We start from the raw sequence: 17,338 nt of genomic DNA on the forward strand, positions 1-17,338 counted from the left end.
AACGCCGTGCCTGAAATTGAACGGCTATCCGAAAAAACCTGAAAACGACGCCTTTACTCGGCAAATCAGGGCCTTCGGCGCGGGCTGGCTGAACTTCTGGAACCGCCGTGCTAGGCGCGCTCCTTGTAACTGCTGAGCACTTTGGTGACACGTGCCTTGTGGGTTGCCCAGAAACGACACTCTTAAGTGTCACCGACAATGCCCACACTCATCGCGACATCTGACGGCCGGTCATGCACAAACGCCCCATAGTGGGGCGTCGTGGTGACCAGCAGCGCGTGATTAGCGCATCAGCATTCGATGGCGCTGACCGCCAGGCCGCCGCGTGAGGTCTCTTTGTACTTGTCGTGCATGTCGGCGCCGGTGTCACGCATGGTGCGGATCACCTGGTCGAGGGAAATGAAGTGTTCGCCGTCACCGCGCAGGGCCATCTGCACTGCGTTGATCGCCTTGACTGCGGCAATCGCGTTGCGCTCGATGCACGGCACCTGCACCAGGCCACCGACCGGGTCGCAGGTCAGGCCAAGGTTGTGTTCCAAAGCGATTTCGGCTGCGTTTTCCAGTTGTGGCGGTGTCGCCCCCAACACTTGCGCAAGGCCTGCCGCCGCCATGGCACAGGCCGAACCGACCTCGCCCTGGCAGCCGACTTCGGCGCCGGAAATCGAAGCGTTCTTCTTGCACAGGATGCCGACCGCTGCCGCCCCGAGGAAGAAGTCGGTCACGTTCGACTCGTCCACCACATCACTGAAGCGCATGTAGTAGTGCAGCACCGCCGGGATGATTCCCGCAGCGCCGTTGGTGGGCGCGGTGACCATGCGCCCGCCGGCGGCGTTTTCTTCGTTGACCGCCAGGGCGAACAGGTTGACCCACTCCATGGCGCTCATGGTCGAGCCGATCACGTTGGGCTTGCCGATCTCTTGCAAGCTGCGGTGCAGCTTGGCGGCGCGGCGCCGTACGTTGAGGCCACCGGGCAGCGTGCCTTCGTATTTCAGGCCGTTGGTGACGCACTCCTGCATGGCTTGCCAAAGCTTCTGCAGGCCGGCGTGGATCTCTGCCTCGCTGCGCCAGACCTTCTCGTTGGCCATCATCAATTGCGACACGCTGAGGTCGTTTTGCTTGCACAGTTGCAGCAGCTCGGCGGCACTGTTGAAGTCGTAGGGCAATACGGTCTGGTCGGCGTCCAGCACACCGCTGGCGGCCTGCGCAGCATCGACCACAAAGCCACCGCCCACCGAGTAGTAGGTGTCGCGGTGCAGCTCGCCCTGCGCGCCTTCGGCGATCAAGGTCATGGCGTTGGGGTGGTACGGCAGGTTCTCGTCCAGCAACAGCATGTCGCGGGCCCAGACAAACTCGATGGGCAGGCGGCCGGCCAGCAGCAGGGTGTTGGTTTCGCGCAGGTCGGCGATGCGAGGGACGATCTGGGTCGGGTCGATGGCGTCCGGCCAATCGCCCATCAGGCCCATGATGGTGGCGTTGTCGGTGCCGTGACCGATGCCGGTGGCCGAGAGCGAACCATACAGCCGCACCTCGACCCGTTTTACCTGCTCCAGTTCGCCGCGCTCGCGCAGCCCCTGGACAAACAGAGCGCCAGCCCGCATGGGGCCGACGGTGTGGGAGCTGGAGGGCCCGACACCAATCTTGAACAGGTCGAACACGCTGATGGCCATTGTCGAATCACCTCTTGCTGGGCTTGTCTCTGCGCGCCATGCGCAGGGCGGGGCAACTGCTAGGCTGAAGCTGCGAGCCGCCATGAATGCACGCATCATCGGCCTTTTGCCTACCCCTTCGCCGTCTGCAACCGACGTAGTTTTGTCCAGCTGCGCCGTGCTGTTTTTACCTGAGGTACTGCCGTCTTCACGCCGTTTTCCAGCGGCCTGGTGACGCAAAAACGCGGCCGAGGGGGTGGAAAAATCCATATGCGACATCGCCAGTACTGGATACGACCCGTTCCGTACTGGATACGACCCCACCAGTAGGCGATTGCCCGGCGCTGGAGGATTATCAAAAGCGACTCGTATAGCACGGCCACGCAACCTGCCCTCTGCAGGCCTGGTCGACCGGACCTTCAGAACGCCCGGCGACCCACGCGAACCCGAAGACAAAATCACAGGAGTCCATCCATGAAAGGTTCACCCTCGCTGTTGTTGGTTGCGTTGTTGTCCACCCCGCTGCTGGCCCAGGCCGCCGAGCCTGAGCAGTGCCAGACGGTACGTTTCTCCGATGTCGGCTGGACCGACATCACGGTGACGACAGCCACCACAAGCGTTGTGCTCGAAGCCCTGGGTTACAAGACCCACACCACCATGATCTCGGTACCGGTGACCTATAAGTCGCTGGCCACCGGCAAGGACCTGGACGTGTTTCTCGGCAACTGGATGCCGACCATGGAGAACGACATCAAGCAGTACCGCGACGCCGGCACCGTCGAGACCGTGCGCGCCAACCTGGAAAACGCCAAGTACACCTTGGCCGTGCCCCAGGCGCTGTATGACAAGGGCCTGAAGGATTTCAGCGACATCCCCAAGTTCAAGAAAGAACTGGACGGCAAGATCTACGGCATCGAGCCGGGTAACGACGGCAACCGCACCATCCAGAGCATGATCGACAAGAACGCCTTCGGCCTGAAGGACGCCGGCTTCAAGATCGTGCAGTCGAGCGAGGCCGGCATGCTGTCGCAGGTCGACCGGGCGCAAAAACGCAACGAGTCGGTGGTGTTCCTGGGCTGGGAACCGCACCCGATGAACACCCGCTTCAAGATGCAGTACCTCACCGGCGGGGATGATTTTTTCGGCCCCGAATTCGGCAAGGCAACCGTATTGACCAACACCCGCAAGGGTTACGTGCAGGAATGCAGCAACGTTGGCCAACTGCTCAAGAACCTGTCGTTCGAGCTCAAGGATGAAAGCACCATGATGGGCTATGTCCTGGACGACAAGATGAAACCCGAAGCAGCCGCCAAGAAGTGGCTTAAAGACAACCCCGGCAAGCTGGATACCTGGCTGGCGGGCGTTACCACCGTTGATGGCAAACCCGGCCTTGAGGCGGCCAAGGCCAAGCTGGCGCAATAACGCACCACGCAATAGCGCTACCTCGGGGCGGGACCGTGCCCGCCCCGGACTGATTTCAATCTTTGCAGGTGGAAGCTCGCTATCATGCTTATCGATCAGAAAATACCCCTGGGGCAGTACATCGCGTCGTTCGTCGAATGGCTGACCCAGAACGGCGCGAATTATTTCGACGCCATCGCGCAAGGCCTGGAGTTCATGATCCATGGCGTCACCAGTACCCTGACCTGGTTCAACCCGTTCGTCCTCATCGCCCTGTTCGCCGCCCTGGCGCACGTTATTCAGCGCAAGTGGGGGCTGACGGCGTTCGTTGCGCTGTCGTTCCTGCTTATCTTCAACCTGGGTTACTGGCAGGAAACCATGGAAACCCTGGCGCAGGTGACCTTCGCCACCGTGGTCTGCGTGGCCATTGGCGTGCCGCTGGGCATCGTCGCCGCGCATAAACCGATGTTCTATACCGCCATGCGCCCGGTACTCGACCTGATGCAGACGGTACCCACCTTCGTTTACCTGATCCCGACCCTGACCCTGTTCGGCCTGGGCGTGGTCCCGGGGCTGATCTCGACGGTGGTGTTCGCCATCGCCGCGCCGATCCGCCTCACCTACCTGGGCATTTGCGATGTGCCACAAGAGCTGCTCGACGCCGGCAAGGCCTTTGGCTGCTCGCGCCGTCAGCTGCTGACCCGCATCGAACTGCCCCACGCGATGCCGAGCATCGCGGCCGGTGTCACCCAATGCATCATGCTGTCGCTGTCGATGGTAGTCATCGCGGCCCTGGTGGGCGCCGACGGCCTGGGCAAACCTGTGGTCAACGCACTGAACACCGCCGATATCTCCCTGGGCTTCGAAGCGGGCCTGGCGATCGTGCTGCTGGCGATCATGCTCGACCGTATCTGCAAGCAACCGGAAGTCACGGTAAGGGGTGAAGCATGAGCATCATTCGGTTCGAAGACGTCGACGTCATCTTCTCCAACAAACCGCGCGAGGCATTGTCGCTGCTCGACCAGGGCAAGACCCGCGAGCAAATCCTCAAGCAGACCGGCCTGGTGGTGGGTGTCGAAAAAGCCAACCTGGATATCGAGAAAGGCGAAATCTGCGTGCTCATGGGCCTGTCCGGCTCGGGCAAGTCGAGCCTGCTGCGCTGCATCAATGGCCTGAACACGGTCAGCCGCGGCAAGCTGTTCGTCGAGCATGAAGGCAAGCACATCGACATCGCCCACTGCACCCCGGCCGAGCTGAAGATGATGCGCACCAAGCGCATCGCCATGGTGTTCCAGAAGTTCGCCCTGATGCCCTGGCTGACGGTGCGCGAGAACATCAGCTTTGGCCTGGAAATGCAGGGCCGCCCAGAGAAAGAGCGGCGCAAGCTGGTGGACGAGAAGCTTGAACTGGTTGGCCTGACTCAGTGGCGCAACAAGAAGCCCGACGAGCTGTCCGGCGGTATGCAGCAGCGGGTGGGCCTGGCCCGGGCGCTGGCGATGGATGCCGACATTCTGCTGATGGACGAACCGTTCTCGGCACTCGACCCGCTGATCCGCCAGGGCCTGCAGGACGAACTGCTGGAGCTGCAGCGCAAGCTGAGCAAGACCATCGTGTTCGTCAGCCACGACCTGGACGAAGCGTTGAAGCTGGGCAGCCGCATTGCAATCATGAAGGACGGGCGGATCATCCAGTACAGCAAGCCCGAAGAGATCGTACTGAACCCGGCGGACGACTATGTGCGCACCTTCGTTGCCCACACCAACCCGCTGAACGTTTTGTGCGGTCGCAGCCTGATGCGCAGCCTGGACAACTGCAAACGGGTCAATGGGTCGGTGTGCCTGGACCCGGGTATCGACTCATGGCTGGACATTGGCGAAGGCGGCTCGCTCAAGCGCGCACGCCAAGGCCAGAACGGCCTGGATATGCAGAATTGGGCGCCAGGGCAGAATGTAGAGTTGCTGGAGCGCAGGCCGACGGTGGTGCACGCCGATATCGGTATGCGTGAGGCGCTGCAGATTCGTTATCAGACGGGCAACAAGCTGGTGCTGCAGGATAACGACAAGGTGGTGGGGATTCTTGGGGATACCGAGCTTTACCACGCGTTGTTGGGCAAGAACCACGGGTGATGCCAGTGGGGCCGCGTTGCGGCCCATTCGCAGCACAAGGCTGCTCCTACAGGGCCGGCGTACGCTGTACCTTGTAGGAGCAGCCTTGTGCTGCGAATGGAGGGCAACGCCCTCCCAGCAATGGCTCAGCGAACGACGATCCCGCGCGAAGCCATGTAGGCCTTGGCTTCCGGAACGGTGTACTCGCCAAAGTGGAAGATACTGGCCGCCAACACCGCGCTGGCATGCCCTTCCAGAATCCCGTCCGCCAGGTGCTGCAGGTTACCCACCCCACCCGACGCAATCACCGGAATCCCCAGCGCATCGCTGATGGCCCGGGTAACGCCCAGGTCAAAGCCGTTCTTCATGCCGTCCTGGTCCATGCTGGTCAGCAGGATCTCACCGGCACCCAGGCCTTCCATCTTCTTCGCCCACTCCACCGCATCCAACCCGGTCGGCTTGCGCCCGCCATGGGTGAAAATCTCCCAGCGCGGCGTTTCACCCGGCGCGGAGACCTTCTTGGCATCGATGGCAACAACGATGCACTGCGAACCGAAACGGTCCGCCGCCTCGCCCACGAACTCTGGGTTGAACACCGCAGCCGTGTTGATCGAGACCTTGTCGGCACCGGCATTGAGCAGGTTGCGGATGTCCTGCACGGTGCGCACGCCACCGCCCACAGTCAGCGGGATGAACACTTGGCTGGCCATGCGCTCGACGGTATGCAGCGTGGTGTCGCGGCCGTCGACGCTGGCGGTGATGTCGAGGAAGGTGATTTCGTCGGCACCCTGCTCGTTGTAGCGACGGGCAATTTCTACCGGGTCGCCGGCATCACGGATGTTCTCGAACTTGACGCCCTTGACCACCCGGCCGTTGTCCACGTCCAGGCAAGGGATGATGCGCTTGGCCAGTGCCATGGTTCAGTCCTCAGCCTTGGTAGTTGTCGCAGAAGACCTGGGCCTCGGCGACATCGAGGGTGCCTTCGTAGATGGCACGGCCAGTGATGGCGCCGATGATGCCAGGGGCCTTGGCGTCCAGCAGGGCCTTGATGTCGCCCAGGTTGTGAATGCCACCCGATGCGATCACCGGAATGCGCGTGGCTTCAGCCAGGGCTTTGGTGAAGGGCACGTTGCAGCCCTGCATCATGCCGTCCTTGGCGATGTCGGTGTAGACGATCGCCGAGACGCCATCGGCCTCGAAACGCTTGGCCAGGTCGATGACCTGAACAGTGCTGACTTCAGCCCAGCCGTCGGTGGCGACGAAGCCGTCCTTGGCGTCCAGGCCAACGATGACCTTGCCCGGGAAGGCCTTGCAGGCCTCGGCGACGAACGCTGGCTGCTTGACCGCCTTGGTGCCGATGATGACGTAGCTGACGCCCGCCTTGACGTAATGCTCGATGGTTTCCAGCGAGCGAATGCCGCCGCCGATCTGGATCGGCAGGGTCGGGTAACGCTTGGCGATGGCGGTGACCACTTCGCCGTTGACCGGCTGGCCTTCGAAGGCGCCGTTGAGGTCGACCAGGTGCAGGCGGCGGCAGCCACCCTCGACCCATTTGGCGGCCATGCTCACCGGGTCATCGGAAAATACCGTGGAGTCTTCCATGCGGCCCTGGCGCAGGCGCACGCAGGCACCGTCCTTCAGATCGATAGCGGGGATAATCAGCATCTTGGGAACCTGTCTATTTGTTGGGTTTCAGGGCTTCTCGAGTGCCCACAGGTCGCTCTCGATGCTCTCGAACCGCTCCTTGAGGTGCAGCTGAACATCGGCAATCGCCCTGTTGTAGTAATGGGGTGCAATCTCTTTGCTGAACAGGTCGAGGACCTCGGCCACTTCAAACGACCCCAGCTGCAGCTCGAAACGGTCTTCGAGAAAACGCTTGAGCGTGTCGAGCGCCTCGCGCTCCTGCTCGGGGGCCAGGGTAATGATCGGGGCCTTGGTCTTCGATCGGCTCATTTACCAGCGCCCGTCCCAGGCGACGAAGTTCTGCAGCAACTGCAGGCCATGGGTATGGCTCTTCTCTGGGTGGAACTGCACGGCAAAGCGCGAGCCGTCGGCCAGCGCGGCGGCGAAGTCGACGCCATAGTGGCCGCGACCAACCACCTGGCTCGGCTTGCCGGCATTGATGTAGTAGCTGTGCACGAAATAGAAACGTGCGCGGTCAGGGATGTCGTGCCACAGCGGATGGTGGTTGGCCTGGCTGACTTCGTTCCAGCCCATGTGCGGCACCTTCAGGTGCTCGCCATCCTCTTGCAGGCCCTTGCCGAAAAACTTCACCTGGCCTGGGAACAGGCCAATGCAGTCGACGCCGTTGTTCTCTTCACTGTGTTCGAGCAGCGCTTGCATGCCGACACAGATGCCGAGGAACGGGCGGTCCTGGCTGACTTCACGCACCAGGCTGTCGAAGCCCAGGCGACGGATTTCGGCCATGCAGTCGCGAATCGCGCCCACGCCTGGGAACACCACGCGGTCAGCCTCGCGGATCACCGCGGCGTCGCTGGTGACCAGTACCTTGCCGGCGCCGACATGCTCGAGCGCCTTGGCCACCGAGTGCAGGTTGCCCATGCCATAGTCGATTACGGCTACCGTCTGCATTTACAGGCATCCCTTGGTGGAAGGCATCTGCCCAGCCATGCGCTCGTCCAAGGTAATGGCCATGCGCAGCGCGCGGCCGAACGCCTTGAACACGGTTTCGATCTGGTGGTGGGTGTTGTGGCCACGCAGGTTGTCGATGTGCAGGCTCACCAGGGCGTGGTTGACAAAGCCCTGGAAGAACTCCTGGAACAGGTCGACATCGAAGCCACCGACTGTGGCGCGGGTGTACGGCACGTGCATCTGCAGGCCTGGGCGGCCAGAGAAGTCGATGACCACGCGCGACAGCGCTTCGTCCAGCGGCACATAGGCGTGGCCGTAGCGGAAGATGCCTTTCTTGTCGCCGATCGCCTGGGCAAATGCCTGGCCCAGGGTGATACCGACGTCTTCGACGGTATGGTGATCGTCGATGTGCAGGTCACCCTTGCACTCGATGTCCAGATCGATCAGCCCATGTCGGGCGATCTGGTCGAGCATGTGTTCAAGGAAAGGCACACCGATATCAAATCGGGCCTTGCCGCTGCCATCTAGGTTGATCGAGCACTTGACCTGGGTTTCCAGGGTATTGCGCTCGACGGAAGCCTTACGTTCGACCATCACCAGCTCCGCAAAATCATTGGGCGAAAAGGGCTCCATTATAGGCCCAGAACGCGCCAGCTTGAAACGCGGATGACATATGGCAAAGCAAGCAATGACGGGGGGTAGATGCCGTTACAGGTCTATACAAGCTGTGAATCTGGGGCTGCGTTGCAGCCCTTTCGCCGGCTCTTGCAACCAACCACGCCCTTGTAGGAGCGGCCTTGCGCCGCGAAAGGGGCGCACAGCGCCCTTGTAGGAGCGGCCTTGCGCCGCGAAAGGGGCGCACAGCGCCCCCCCTACCTTCAATGGAACAGTACAGCCGTCTTCTGCAGCGTAATCCACACCCCCCAAGCCAGCGGCACAACCACCGCAGCCCAGGCGATCAGCACCAACGGCAAGCTGCCCGGTGCGGCATGCCACTCCAGCGAACGTGCACCATCGGCACCCTTGTCATGGCTCAGCGCACGCTCGGCGGCCAGTTGCTGGTCGCTCATGAAGTGCTTGTCGGCCACCGGGCGAATCAGCATGTTGCAGATAAAGCCCAGCACCAGCAGGCCCGCGAGGATATACAGGGTCATGTCATACGCCGCCGCGCGCTCAACGCCCGCCGCCAGCTGAGACTCGCGCAGGTAGGTGATCAGCACCGGCCCCAGCACGCCCGCCGCCGCCCAGGCCGTCAGCAGGCGCCCATGAATCGCACCGACCATCTGCGTGCCGAACAGGTCGGCCAGGTACGCCGGCACCGTGGCAAAGCCGCCACCGTACATCGACAGGATGATGCAGAACGCCGCCACGAACAGCGCCACGTTGCCCAGGTGCCCCATGTTCGGCACCAGGCTGTAGAGGCCCACGCCCAAGGCGAAGAAGGCAAAGTAGGTGTTCTTGCGGCCAATGTAGTCAGAGAACGACGCCCAGAAGAAGCGCCCGCCAATGTTGAACAGGCTCAGCAAGCCAGTGAAGCCCGCTGCGATGGCGGCAATCTGCGCCAGCTGGGTGGCGTTCAGTTCGCTGAAGCTCAGCTCGTTGCCCAGCAACTTACCGGCGAACACTTCCTGCAACAGCGGCGACGCCATGCCCAGAATACCTATGCCTGCCGAGACGTTCAGGCACAGCACCAGCCACACCAGGGCGAACTGTGGGGTTTTCCAGGCCACGCTGACGTGCACATGGCGGTCGGTGACCATGCCATTGCCGGCCTTTTTCGCCGGGGCGGTCCAGCCCTCAGGCTTCCAGCCGGTCGGTGGCACGCGGTAGCCCAGGGCGCCGGCCGTCATGAACACGAAGTAGATCGCCGCCATCACCACGAAGCTCTGCCATACCCCGACGTCTTCTGCGCTGCCAAAGTGGCCCATCAGCGCGGTCGCCAGGGGGGCGCCGACCATCGCGCCACCGCCAAATCCCATGATCGCCATGCCGGTGGCCATGCCGCGTTTGTCCGGGAACCACTTGATCAGCGTCGAGACCGGCGAAATGTAGCCCAAGCCCAGGCCAATGCCCCCGATCACGCCAGAGCCCAGCCACATCAGCCACAGCTGATGGGTCTTCACCCCAATCGCCGAGATCAGCATGCCGCCGCACCAGCACAGCGCCGACACCAGCCCGGCCTTGCGCGGCCCGGCGTGTTCCAGCCAGCCGCCAAGCACCGCGGCCGAGCAGCCAAGGAACACGAAGAACAAGGTGTAGATCCAGCTCAGCATCGAAATCGGCCAGTCGCACTCGGCGCTGAACAGGCGGGCGATGAACCCCATGTCCGCCGAGCAGGCCACCGGCGCGGTGATGCCGATGGCTTGCGACAGCGGCAACCAGAACACCGAGAAGCCATAGGCCATGCCGATACACAGGTGGATAGCCAAGGCGGCCGGTGGCACCAGCCAACGGTTGAAGCCCGGACGGGCGATGATGCGCTCCTTCGACAGGAAGCTCGGCGCACCGGCCAAGGTGCCCGCCGTGACGTTACTGCTCATGGGTTTGATCCTTTTTGTATGGCCTTTACTGGGCGACGCACCGCGACAATGGGTCGCGGGCACACCGAAAGCGGCGCAAGGTTACCAGCACCCGGTGGGATGAAAGCAATCTGATATCGTGGATTTTTCTGTAGCTGAAACGGTATTTCGAGTTCACCCCATTCTTGTAGGAGCAGCCTTGTGCTGCGAAGAGGCCGGCAAAAATCAGCTTGATTCTGGGTTGTTCGCTCTGCCGTCTTCGCAGCACAAGGCTGCTCCTACAATGGCTGCATGCGCCGTTGGAACTGTAGATATGAGAACTGTCGAAAGCCGCAACATCTGATCCATTCGTAGGGAAATGCCCTGTATCTCTTGCCGGATACGCAGGGATAAGCACTGCGGCGCTATACTCTGCCGCTGAAATTCAAATCGGACTACAAGGACTCGCCCATGAAAGCGTTCGGCAAAATCCTGGGACTGGGGCTTCTCGGGTTGCTGCTGATCATCGTGGCGCTGGGCTTCGCCCTGACCCACCTCTTTGATCCCAACGACTACAAAGACGAGATTCGCCAGCTGGCGCGCGACAAGGCTCATGTCGAGCTGACCCTCAACGGTGACATCGGCTGGAGCCTGTTCCCGTGGTTGGGCCTGGAGCTGCATGACGCGAGCATCGCGACCTTGAGCAAACCCAGCGAGCCATTCGCCGACCTGAAGATGCTCGGCCTGTCGGTACGCGTGCTGCCGCTGCTGCGCCGCGAAGTGCAAATGAGCGATGTGCGCGTCGAAGGCCTGAACCTGACCCTGGCCCGCGACGAAAATGGCCATGGCAACTGGGAAGACATCGGCAAGCCATTGCCCGCCCCTAACGGCGCCCCAACCGATACACCGGCCCAGGCACCTGCCGAACAGGCCCCAGCGCAAGCCGACAGCGGCAGCGAGCGTGCGGTCAAACTCGACATCGACAGCCTGACCGTGAACAACGCCCGCGTGCAGTACACCGATGCCAAAAACGGCCAGAGCTACAGCGCCGAAAGCATCCAGCTGAGCACCGGCCCGGTCCACGAAGGCGCGAACATTGCGCTTAAGGCGAGCGCCTTCCTCAGTGCCACCCAACCGAGCATCAAGGCCCGCACCGAGCTTGCCGGCGAACTGCGCTTTGACCGCAAGCTCAAGCGCTACAACTTCGAAGACATGCGCCTGTCGGGCGAAACCTCGGGCGAGCCGTTTGCCGGCAAGACCGTGACCTTCGCCGCGCAAGGCCAACTGCTGGTCGACCTGGCAGCCAATGTCGCCTCGTGGAACGGCCTGAAAATTTCGGCCAACCAGCTGCGTGCACTGGGTGAACTCAACCTGCGCGACCTGGACAAGGCACCGCAACTCAGCGGCGGCCTGTCGATCGCCCAGTTCGACCTGCGCACCTTCCTCGACGGCATCGGCCGCCCGCTGCCCGCCACGAACGACCCTGCCGCGTTCACCAAGCTGGAACTGGTCACCCGCCTGCAAGGCACGTCGAACAGCCTGGCCCTGGCAGACCTGGCCGTGAAGCTGGACGACAGCACCTTCACCGGCCGCGTGGCCGTCGAAGACTTCGCCAAACAGGCCCTGCGCCTGCAACTGAAGGCCGACACCTTCGACGCCGACCGCTACCTGCCCGCCAAGAGCGAACAAGCCAAAGGCGCGACGGCCGCCCGCCAGGCCGAGGTCAACCAACAGGAAGCCAGCGCCGTGGCCGGTGCCAGCAGCTCCCCGCTGCCCAACGCCCCGACCCAGGTCGCCTGGAGCGACGACAAGCTGCTGCCGGTGGACCGCCTGCGCGCCCTCGACCTGCAGGCCGACCTGACGTTCGGCGCGCTGACCCTGGACAAACTGCCCATTCAGGATGCCCAGCTCAAGGCCACCGGCCAAGGCGGCCTGGTGACCCTGCAAACCCTGCGCGGCGGCCTCTACAATGGCAGCTTCGAGGCCAAGGGCACCGTCGATGTGCGCCCTGCCGTGCCGCAGCTTGGCGTCAATACCAAGATCAACCGGGTACCGGTGGAACACTTCATCAAGGCCGAGGGCAAAGAGCAAACGCCACCGGTCAAGGGCCTGCTGACCCTGACCAGCGACCTGACCGCGACCGGCAACAGCCAGAAGGCACTGGTCGACACCCTCAATGGCAGCGCCAACTTCACCATCAACGATGGCGTGCTGGTCAATGCCAACCTTGAACAGCAACTGTGCCAGGCCATCGCCACCCTGAACCGTAAAACGCTCAGCGGCGAACCGCGCGGCAAGGACACGCCCTTCGAGGAACTGCGTGGCAGCCTGGTGGTGCGCAATGGCGTGGCCAGCAACCCAGACCTCAAGGCCCGCATCCCAGGCCTGACCGTCAACGGCCACGGCGACCTCGACCTACGCGTGCTGGGCATGGACTACAACGTCGGCGTGGTCGTCGAAGGCGACCAACGCGCCATGCCGGACCCGGCCTGCCAGGTCAACGAGCGCTATGTCGGCGTTGAAGTGCCGCTGCGCTGCCGCGGCCCGCTGGAGCTTGGCGCCAAGGCCTGCCGCCTGGACCAGGACGGCCTGGGCAAGGTCGCTGCGAAACTGGCCGGCAACCGCCTGAAAGACAAGATTGATGAAAAACTCGACGAAAAACTCGGAGACAAAGTGAGCCCTGAACTCAAAGACGCGCTCAAGGGGCTGTTCAAACGATGAGCCCCGAGCAGTTCTCCAGCGCCGTGCTGGACTGGTATGACGCGCACGGCCGACACGACCTGCCCTGGCAACAGGGCATCAACCCGTACCGGGTATGGGTGTCGGAAATCATGTTGCAGCAGACCCAGGTCAGCACCGTGCTCAACTACTTCGACCGCTTCATGCAGGCCCTGCCCACCGTGCAGGCCCTGGCCGAAGCGCCGGAGGACGAAGTGCTGCACCTGTGGACGGGCCTGGGCTATTACACCCGCGCGCGCAACCTGCAGAAGGCCGCGAAAATCGTCGTCGAGCAGCATGGCGGCGAGTTCCCGCGTAGCGTCGAGCAACTGACCGAACTGCCTGGCATCGGCCGCTCCACCGCCGGTGCCATCGCCAGCATCAGCATGGGCATCCGCGCGCCCATCCTGGACGGCAACGTCAAGCGCGTGCTGGCCCGCTTTACCGCCCAGGCCGGCTACCCCGGCGAGCCCAAGGTGGCCAACCAGCTGTGGGCCAGCGCAGAGCGCTACACCCCGCAGACCCGCGCCAACCACTACACCCAGGCAATGATGGACATGGGCGCCACGCTGTGTACCCGCAGCAAGCCCAGCTGCCTGATCTGCCCGCTGCAACGCGGCTGCGAAGCGCACCTGCACGGCGAAGAAACCCGCTACCCCGAGCCCAAGCCACGCAAGGCGCTGCCGCAACGCCGGACGCTGATGCCACTGCTGGCCAACCACGAAGGCGCAATCCTGCTGTACCGCCGACCGTCCAGCGGCCTGTGGGGTGGTTTGTGGAGCCTGCCGGAGCTTGAGAACATCGAACAGCTCGACGACCTCGCCTACCAGCATGGCCTGCGCCTGGCAGATAGCCGCGCCCTAGACGGCCTGACCCACACCTTCAGCCACTTCCAGCTGGCGATCGAGCCCTGGCTGGTGAAGGTCGACCCGGTCGGCCAGCACGTGGCCGAGCCCGACTGGCTCTGGTATAACCTCGCCACCCCGCCGCGCCTGGGCCTCGCTGCCCCGGTCAAGAAGTTGCTCAAACGCGCGGCCGACGAACTGATTGCAGGAGATGCCCGATGACCCGCACCGTGATGTGCCGCAAGTACAAAGAAGAACTCCCAGGCCTGGAGCGCCCGCCCTACCCAGGAGCCAAGGGCCAGGACATCTTCGATCACATCTCGCAGAAGGCCTGGGCCGACTGGCAGAAGCACCAGACCATGCTGATCAACGAAAAGCGCCTGAACATGATGAATGCCGAAGACCGCAAATTCCTCCAGGCCGAGATGGACAAGTTTTTCGCTGGCGAAGAATACGCCCAGGCCGAAGGCTACGTTCCGCCTGCTGAATGACCCCAAAAAACGTAAGCGACGGAATTAATTTAAAATTTTTTCAAAAAGTCGTTGACGGACGGTCTGGAAATCTATTTAATTCACCTCGTCGCCCAGATAGCTCAGTCGGTAGAGCAGAGGATTGAAAATCCTCGTGTCGGCGGTTCGACTCCGTCTCTGGGCACCACCTTCAGCTTCTGGTGGTTGCAAAGTTACCCGAAGCGACAACAAGAAACCCGCCTAGTGCGGGTTTTTTGTTGCCTGCGTTTTTTGCAGTGGCCATCTGTAACCCCGCCAAAAAAAGGCCCCCTGAGCAATGCACAGAGGGCCTCGTCACAAATCAGCCATTACGCCTGGCTATCGAATTCCTCGGGGGTCATCTGCCCACGATAGGAAATGCTCAGCAGCGCCCTGGCGTCATCAACGGATGCGACCGCCTTGGCCAACGCCGCCTCGGTGATCTTGTACTCGTCCAGGGCCAGGGTAAGCCAATCGTTGTAACCGGTGCCGTCATTGCTGACACAGCTCAACACCAGGTGAAAGTAATGCTTCATGGGTAAGTCTCCTGTTAGCCCCACCTAAGCGCGGGCAGATCAGGCTATTGCGCTCGCCCTTTAAGTATCAGGTGGAAACCACCCACCTGAGGCTGGGGCCGAGCCCACCTATCCGGGTAAATTGACCCGCATCAATAAGCGCCAGGCCTGTCGCCCCTAGCATGGGAAAAGCACATCAGAACCGACAGGACCTCCATGAGCGACGACGCCACCCTGCTAGTCACATCCACCTCGAACGCCACGCCAAACGCCACGCCAACCAGCCCCAACCGCCGCGCACGCCCGCGCAAACCCGCCATCAAAGCCGTCGCCGACCCCGTCATCACCCAGGTCAGCCAGCAACCGGCAGCCATGGAAGTGGCCAGGGCGCCCAAGGGCAGTAACGAAGACAGCACCCGCGCACGCCTACCGGCCAGCTACCCCTACCGCACCCGCATGCACCGCCAGGAATACGAAAAGGCCAAGCACGCGCTGCAGATCGAACTGCTTAAAGTGCAGAGCTGGGCGAAGGAAACCGGCCAGCGCGTGGTGATCCTGTTCGAAGGGCGCGACGCGGCGGGCAAAGGGGGCACCATCAAGCGCTTCATGGAGCACTTGAACCCACGTGGCGCGCGGATCGTGGCGCTGGAAAAGCCTTCCGAGCAGGAGAAGGGCCAGTGGTACTTCCAGCGTTACATCCAGCACCTGCCCACGGCGGGCGAAATGGTCTTCTTCGACCGCTCCTGGTACAACCGCGCCGGGGTCGAGAAGGTGATGGGTTTCTGCAGCCCGCTGCAGTACCTGGAGTTCATGCGCCAGGCACCCGACCTTGAACGCATGCTGTGCAACAGCGGCATCCTGCTGTTCAAGTATTGGTTCTCGGTAAACCGCGAAGAGCAGCTACGGCGCTTCATCTCACGCCGCGACGACCCGCTCAAGCACTGGAAGCTGTCGCCCATCGACATCAAGTCGCTGGACAAATGGGACGACTACACCGCCGCCAAAGAAGCGATGTTCTTCCATACCGACACTGCCGATGCACCCTGGACGGTGATCAAGTCCGATGACAAGAAACGCGCGCGCATCAACTGCATCCGGCACTTCCTGCACTCGCTGGATTACCCAGGCAAGGACCTGGCCGTAGCGCACGCCCCAGACCCGCTGCTGGTGGGGCGCGCATCACGCGACTTCGAAGAGGATGAAGCGCCTACCGCCGCCCACTGACATCGGCAATCAGAAGTTGGCCATGGCGCTACAGTATTCAGCCTTGGTGGTCTGTACAGGTTGCTCCACCCCCAGCTGCCGCAGCTTGACGCCGCAGGCGCTGTAGCCGCGCACCACCACTTCGTAATCGGCGCCTTTCTGCGGCACGAAGTAGAACATGCCCAAACAGTTGGTCACGCTGTTGTAGCTGCTCCGGCCACCATCGAGAAAGTGCAGGGTGAACGGCTTGCCGGCCGGCACCAGCACTTCGCTGACCGCATCGCCCTGCATGACCGGGGCGCTGGCGGGCATGCCCAGGGTTTCGCCATTGCGGTCGGCAAAACCCTCCTTCGGCACCGCGATCACCCCGGCGCCGGGGCTGTACCAGTCAACGCAATCCTTGCCCGGCACAGCGCGCACCATGCCGTCGGCAATCACCCGCAGGCGTGCGGTATCGCCTGAAGTCGGTGAGCCATAAGGCGTGTTGAACGATTTGAGCGCGGCAATATTGCCGCATCCGGCCAGCGCCACTGCCAGCAGGCAAAGCGAGATCGGTGTTTTCATCCCTGAATTCCTCATGAGTAGATGCCGGACATCCGGCCGCTTGCCTGAGACCCTCGCATGTCGCTTGGGTTTCGCGGGCAAGTGCGATTCAATACGCGCACTTTTTCAGGCACACCCAAGGATTCACCCATGGCCACCACGACCAAGCAACAGAAACGCGCCAAGCGCGCCGCCAGCAAGGCCAAGCAAAACCGCATGGTGCGCAGTGGCCAGGCGGTCAAGGCCAGCGCCGGCGACAGCGCCAGCATCGAGCAGGTGTTCAATAAGGCCATGGAGTCGGACAGCTACAAGGAGCTGTTCGACAAGATGAAGGCGGCACAGGAAACCAGCCTGGTCGCGATGATCTCGGTGTTCCTGGTCGACCCGCTGCTGGCCCTGGTGCTCAAGGGGCACAAGGAAGAGCACGCCACCGACTACATCGTGCTGGTGTTCAATGCCTACCGCACCTGGCTGGATGGCGCAGACGAAGACACCACCATGGCCTGGCTGGAAAGCGACGAGTTCCAGGAGGCGTATATCGCCGCCTCGGAAGTTGTGGCCAAGCAGCAACAGCAGCAGAAGCAGTTCGGCTAAAGAAGCCATCACCGACCCTAGGGTAGGAGCAGCCTTGTGCTGCGAAGAGGCCGGTGAATGCACCGCAACTATTGGCTGCTTTCACGGGCCTCTTCGCAGCACAAGGCTGCTCCTACAGCGGGACGCAGAATTCGCTAGCGGGCCGTAACATGCAAAAAGGCCGCGCCCTACACAGGGCGCGGCCTTTTCA

At 62.4% G+C, this 17,338-nt stretch carries 17 protein-coding genes and 1 tRNA gene; 9 read left to right on the plus strand and 9 right to left on the minus strand.

Going from position 1 to position 17,338, the window contains the following annotated elements; translation table 11 throughout:
• Window positions 1-290: 290 nt before the first annotated feature.
• Window positions 291-1,667 (minus strand): L-serine ammonia-lyase, encoded by a 1,377-nt coding sequence (locus tag AB7M33_RS07420; protein WP_099428103.1) that lies wholly within the window; start codon window positions 1,665-1,667, stop codon window positions 291-293.
• Between the two features lie 453 nt (window positions 1,668-2,120).
• On the opposite strand from AB7M33_RS07420, the gene AB7M33_RS07425 reads away from it, so the two are divergent.
• From AB7M33_RS07425 to choV, 3 genes are all read left to right on the plus strand, one after another.
• Window positions 2,121-3,068 carry a choline ABC transporter substrate-binding protein gene (locus tag AB7M33_RS07425; protein WP_027594277.1) on the plus strand — a complete coding sequence of 316 codons (948 nt, stop codon included), beginning with the start codon at window positions 2,121-2,123 and terminating at the stop codon, window positions 3,066-3,068.
• An 81-nt stretch (window positions 3,069-3,149) separates the two neighbouring features.
• Window positions 3,150-3,998 carry a choline ABC transporter permease subunit gene (gene choW, locus AB7M33_RS07430; RefSeq protein WP_172960399.1) on the plus strand — a complete coding sequence of 283 codons (849 nt, stop codon included), beginning with the start codon at window positions 3,150-3,152 and terminating at the stop codon, window positions 3,996-3,998.
• Window positions 3,995-5,173, plus strand: a complete 1,179-nt coding sequence (gene choV / locus AB7M33_RS07435) for a choline ABC transporter ATP-binding protein (protein ID WP_027594275.1) — start codon at window positions 3,995-3,997, stop codon at window positions 5,171-5,173. The genes choW and choV overlap by 4 nt, the downstream gene beginning before the upstream one ends.
• A 125-nt stretch (window positions 5,174-5,298) precedes the next feature.
• Here choV and hisF read toward each other — a convergent pair whose 3' ends face one another.
• From hisF to AB7M33_RS07465, 6 genes are all read right to left on the minus strand, one after another.
• Window positions 5,299-6,069 carry an imidazole glycerol phosphate synthase subunit HisF gene (gene hisF, locus AB7M33_RS07440; RefSeq protein ID WP_027594274.1) on the minus strand — a complete coding sequence of 257 codons (771 nt, stop codon included), beginning with the start codon at window positions 6,067-6,069 and terminating at the stop codon, window positions 5,299-5,301.
• Window positions 6,070-6,079: 10 nt separating this feature from the next.
• Complete coding sequence (hisA, locus tag AB7M33_RS07445; protein WP_454242647.1) at window positions 6,080-6,817, minus strand: 1-(5-phosphoribosyl)-5-[(5-phosphoribosylamino)methylideneamino]imidazole-4-carboxamide isomerase; 738 nt, start codon at window positions 6,815-6,817, stop codon at window positions 6,080-6,082.
• A 27-nt stretch (window positions 6,818-6,844) separates the two neighbouring features.
• Complete coding sequence (locus AB7M33_RS07450; RefSeq protein ID WP_027594272.1) at window positions 6,845-7,105, minus strand: DUF2164 domain-containing protein; 261 nt, start codon at window positions 7,103-7,105, stop codon at window positions 6,845-6,847.
• On the minus strand, window positions 7,106-7,744 hold the full coding sequence (gene hisH / locus AB7M33_RS07455; protein ID WP_027594271.1) for an imidazole glycerol phosphate synthase subunit HisH: 639 nt from the start codon (window positions 7,742-7,744) through the stop codon (window positions 7,106-7,108).
• Window positions 7,745-8,338, minus strand: a complete 594-nt coding sequence (hisB, locus tag AB7M33_RS07460; protein ID WP_027594270.1) for an imidazoleglycerol-phosphate dehydratase HisB — start codon at window positions 8,336-8,338, stop codon at window positions 7,745-7,747. It lies immediately after the preceding gene.
• Window positions 8,339-8,622: 284 nt separating this feature from the next.
• A complete protein-coding gene (locus AB7M33_RS07465; RefSeq protein ID WP_027594269.1) occupies window positions 8,623-10,284 on the minus strand; it encodes an OFA family MFS transporter in 1,662 nt (553 codons plus the stop codon).
• A gap of 429 nt (window positions 10,285-10,713) precedes the next feature.
• On the opposite strand from AB7M33_RS07465, the gene AB7M33_RS07470 reads away from it, so the two are divergent.
• The 4 genes from AB7M33_RS07470 to AB7M33_RS07485 all read left to right on the plus strand — a co-directional run bounded on the left by AB7M33_RS07470 (window position 10,714) and on the right by AB7M33_RS07485 (window position 14,462).
• A complete protein-coding gene (locus AB7M33_RS07470; RefSeq protein ID WP_099452651.1) occupies window positions 10,714-12,963 on the plus strand; it encodes an AsmA family protein in 2,250 nt (749 codons plus the stop codon).
• The gene (mutY, locus tag AB7M33_RS07475) at window positions 12,960-14,027 is read left to right on the plus strand and encodes an A/G-specific adenine glycosylase (protein ID WP_252826441.1); all 1,068 of its coding nucleotides are present in this window, start codon (window positions 12,960-12,962) and stop codon (window positions 14,025-14,027) included. The genes AB7M33_RS07470 and mutY overlap by 4 nt, the downstream gene beginning before the upstream one ends.
• Entirely contained in the window at window positions 14,024-14,296 is a 273-nt protein-coding gene (locus tag AB7M33_RS07480) for an oxidative damage protection protein (RefSeq protein ID WP_027594266.1), read from the plus strand. Before mutY ends, AB7M33_RS07480 begins: the two co-directional genes overlap by 4 nt.
• Window positions 14,297-14,386: 90 nt before the next feature.
• A tRNA-Phe gene (locus AB7M33_RS07485) sits at window positions 14,387-14,462 on the plus strand.
• 160 nt (window positions 14,463-14,622) lie between these two features.
• Here the strand turns inward: AB7M33_RS07485 and AB7M33_RS07490 are convergent.
• Window positions 14,623-14,829, minus strand: a complete 207-nt coding sequence (locus AB7M33_RS07490) for a hypothetical protein (protein WP_027594265.1) — start codon at window positions 14,827-14,829, stop codon at window positions 14,623-14,625.
• A 351-nt stretch (window positions 14,830-15,180) separates the two neighbouring features.
• On the opposite strand from AB7M33_RS07490, the gene ppk2 reads away from it, so the two are divergent.
• Window positions 15,181-16,032, plus strand: a complete 852-nt coding sequence (ppk2, locus tag AB7M33_RS07495) for a polyphosphate kinase 2 (protein ID WP_454244205.1) — start codon at window positions 15,181-15,183, stop codon at window positions 16,030-16,032.
• Between the two features lie 9 nt (window positions 16,033-16,041).
• Here ppk2 and AB7M33_RS07500 read toward each other — a convergent pair whose 3' ends face one another.
• Entirely contained in the window at window positions 16,042-16,575 is a 534-nt protein-coding gene (locus AB7M33_RS07500; protein ID WP_454242648.1) for a hypothetical protein, read from the minus strand.
• A gap of 129 nt (window positions 16,576-16,704) precedes the next feature.
• Here AB7M33_RS07500 and AB7M33_RS07505 point away from each other — a divergent pair, with 129 nt between their 5' ends.
• Window positions 16,705-17,148 carry a hypothetical protein gene (locus AB7M33_RS07505; protein WP_027594262.1) on the plus strand — a complete coding sequence of 148 codons (444 nt, stop codon included), beginning with the start codon at window positions 16,705-16,707 and terminating at the stop codon, window positions 17,146-17,148.
• The last annotated feature ends 190 nt before the right edge of the window (window positions 17,149-17,338 follow it).

The sequence above is a fragment of the Pseudomonas sp. Y3 TE3536 genome (assembly GCF_053629175.1).

Coding starts and splice junctions, on each gene's coding strand:
- AB7M33_RS07500 (WP_454242648.1), bottom strand. CDS start 16,575: ATGAAAACACCGATCTCGCTTTGCCTGCTGGCAGTGGCGCTGGCCGGA.
- AB7M33_RS07470 (WP_099452651.1), top strand. CDS start 10,714: ATGAAAGCGTTCGGCAAAATCCTGGGACTGGGGCTTCTCGGGTTGCTG.
- AB7M33_RS07420 (WP_099428103.1), bottom strand. CDS start 1,667: ATGGCCATCAGCGTGTTCGACCTGTTCAAGATTGGTGTCGGGCCCTCC.
- AB7M33_RS07465 (WP_027594269.1), bottom strand. CDS start 10,284: ATGAGCAGTAACGTCACGGCGGGCACCTTGGCCGGTGCGCCGAGCTTC.
- AB7M33_RS07450 (WP_027594272.1), bottom strand. CDS start 7,105: ATGAGCCGATCGAAGACCAAGGCCCCGATCATTACCCTGGCCCCCGAG.
- AB7M33_RS07490 (WP_027594265.1), bottom strand. CDS start 14,829: ATGAAGCATTACTTTCACCTGGTGTTGAGCTGTGTCAGCAATGACGGC.
- choV (WP_027594275.1), top strand. CDS start 3,995: ATGAGCATCATTCGGTTCGAAGACGTCGACGTCATCTTCTCCAACAAA.
- ppk2 (WP_454244205.1), top strand. CDS start 15,181: ATGGAAGTGGCCAGGGCGCCCAAGGGCAGTAACGAAGACAGCACCCGC.
- hisH (WP_027594271.1), bottom strand. CDS start 7,744: ATGCAGACGGTAGCCGTAATCGACTATGGCATGGGCAACCTGCACTCG.
- AB7M33_RS07505 (WP_027594262.1), top strand. CDS start 16,705: ATGGCCACCACGACCAAGCAACAGAAACGCGCCAAGCGCGCCGCCAGC.
- hisF (WP_027594274.1), bottom strand. CDS start 6,069: ATGGCACTGGCCAAGCGCATCATCCCTTGCCTGGACGTGGACAACGGC.
- AB7M33_RS07425 (WP_027594277.1), top strand. CDS start 2,121: ATGAAAGGTTCACCCTCGCTGTTGTTGGTTGCGTTGTTGTCCACCCCG.
- hisB (WP_027594270.1), bottom strand. CDS start 8,338: ATGGTCGAACGTAAGGCTTCCGTCGAGCGCAATACCCTGGAAACCCAG.
- mutY (WP_252826441.1), top strand. CDS start 12,960: ATGAGCCCCGAGCAGTTCTCCAGCGCCGTGCTGGACTGGTATGACGCG.
- hisA (WP_454242647.1), bottom strand. CDS start 6,817: ATGCTGATTATCCCCGCTATCGATCTGAAGGACGGTGCCTGCGTGCGC.
- AB7M33_RS07480 (WP_027594266.1), top strand. CDS start 14,024: ATGACCCGCACCGTGATGTGCCGCAAGTACAAAGAAGAACTCCCAGGC.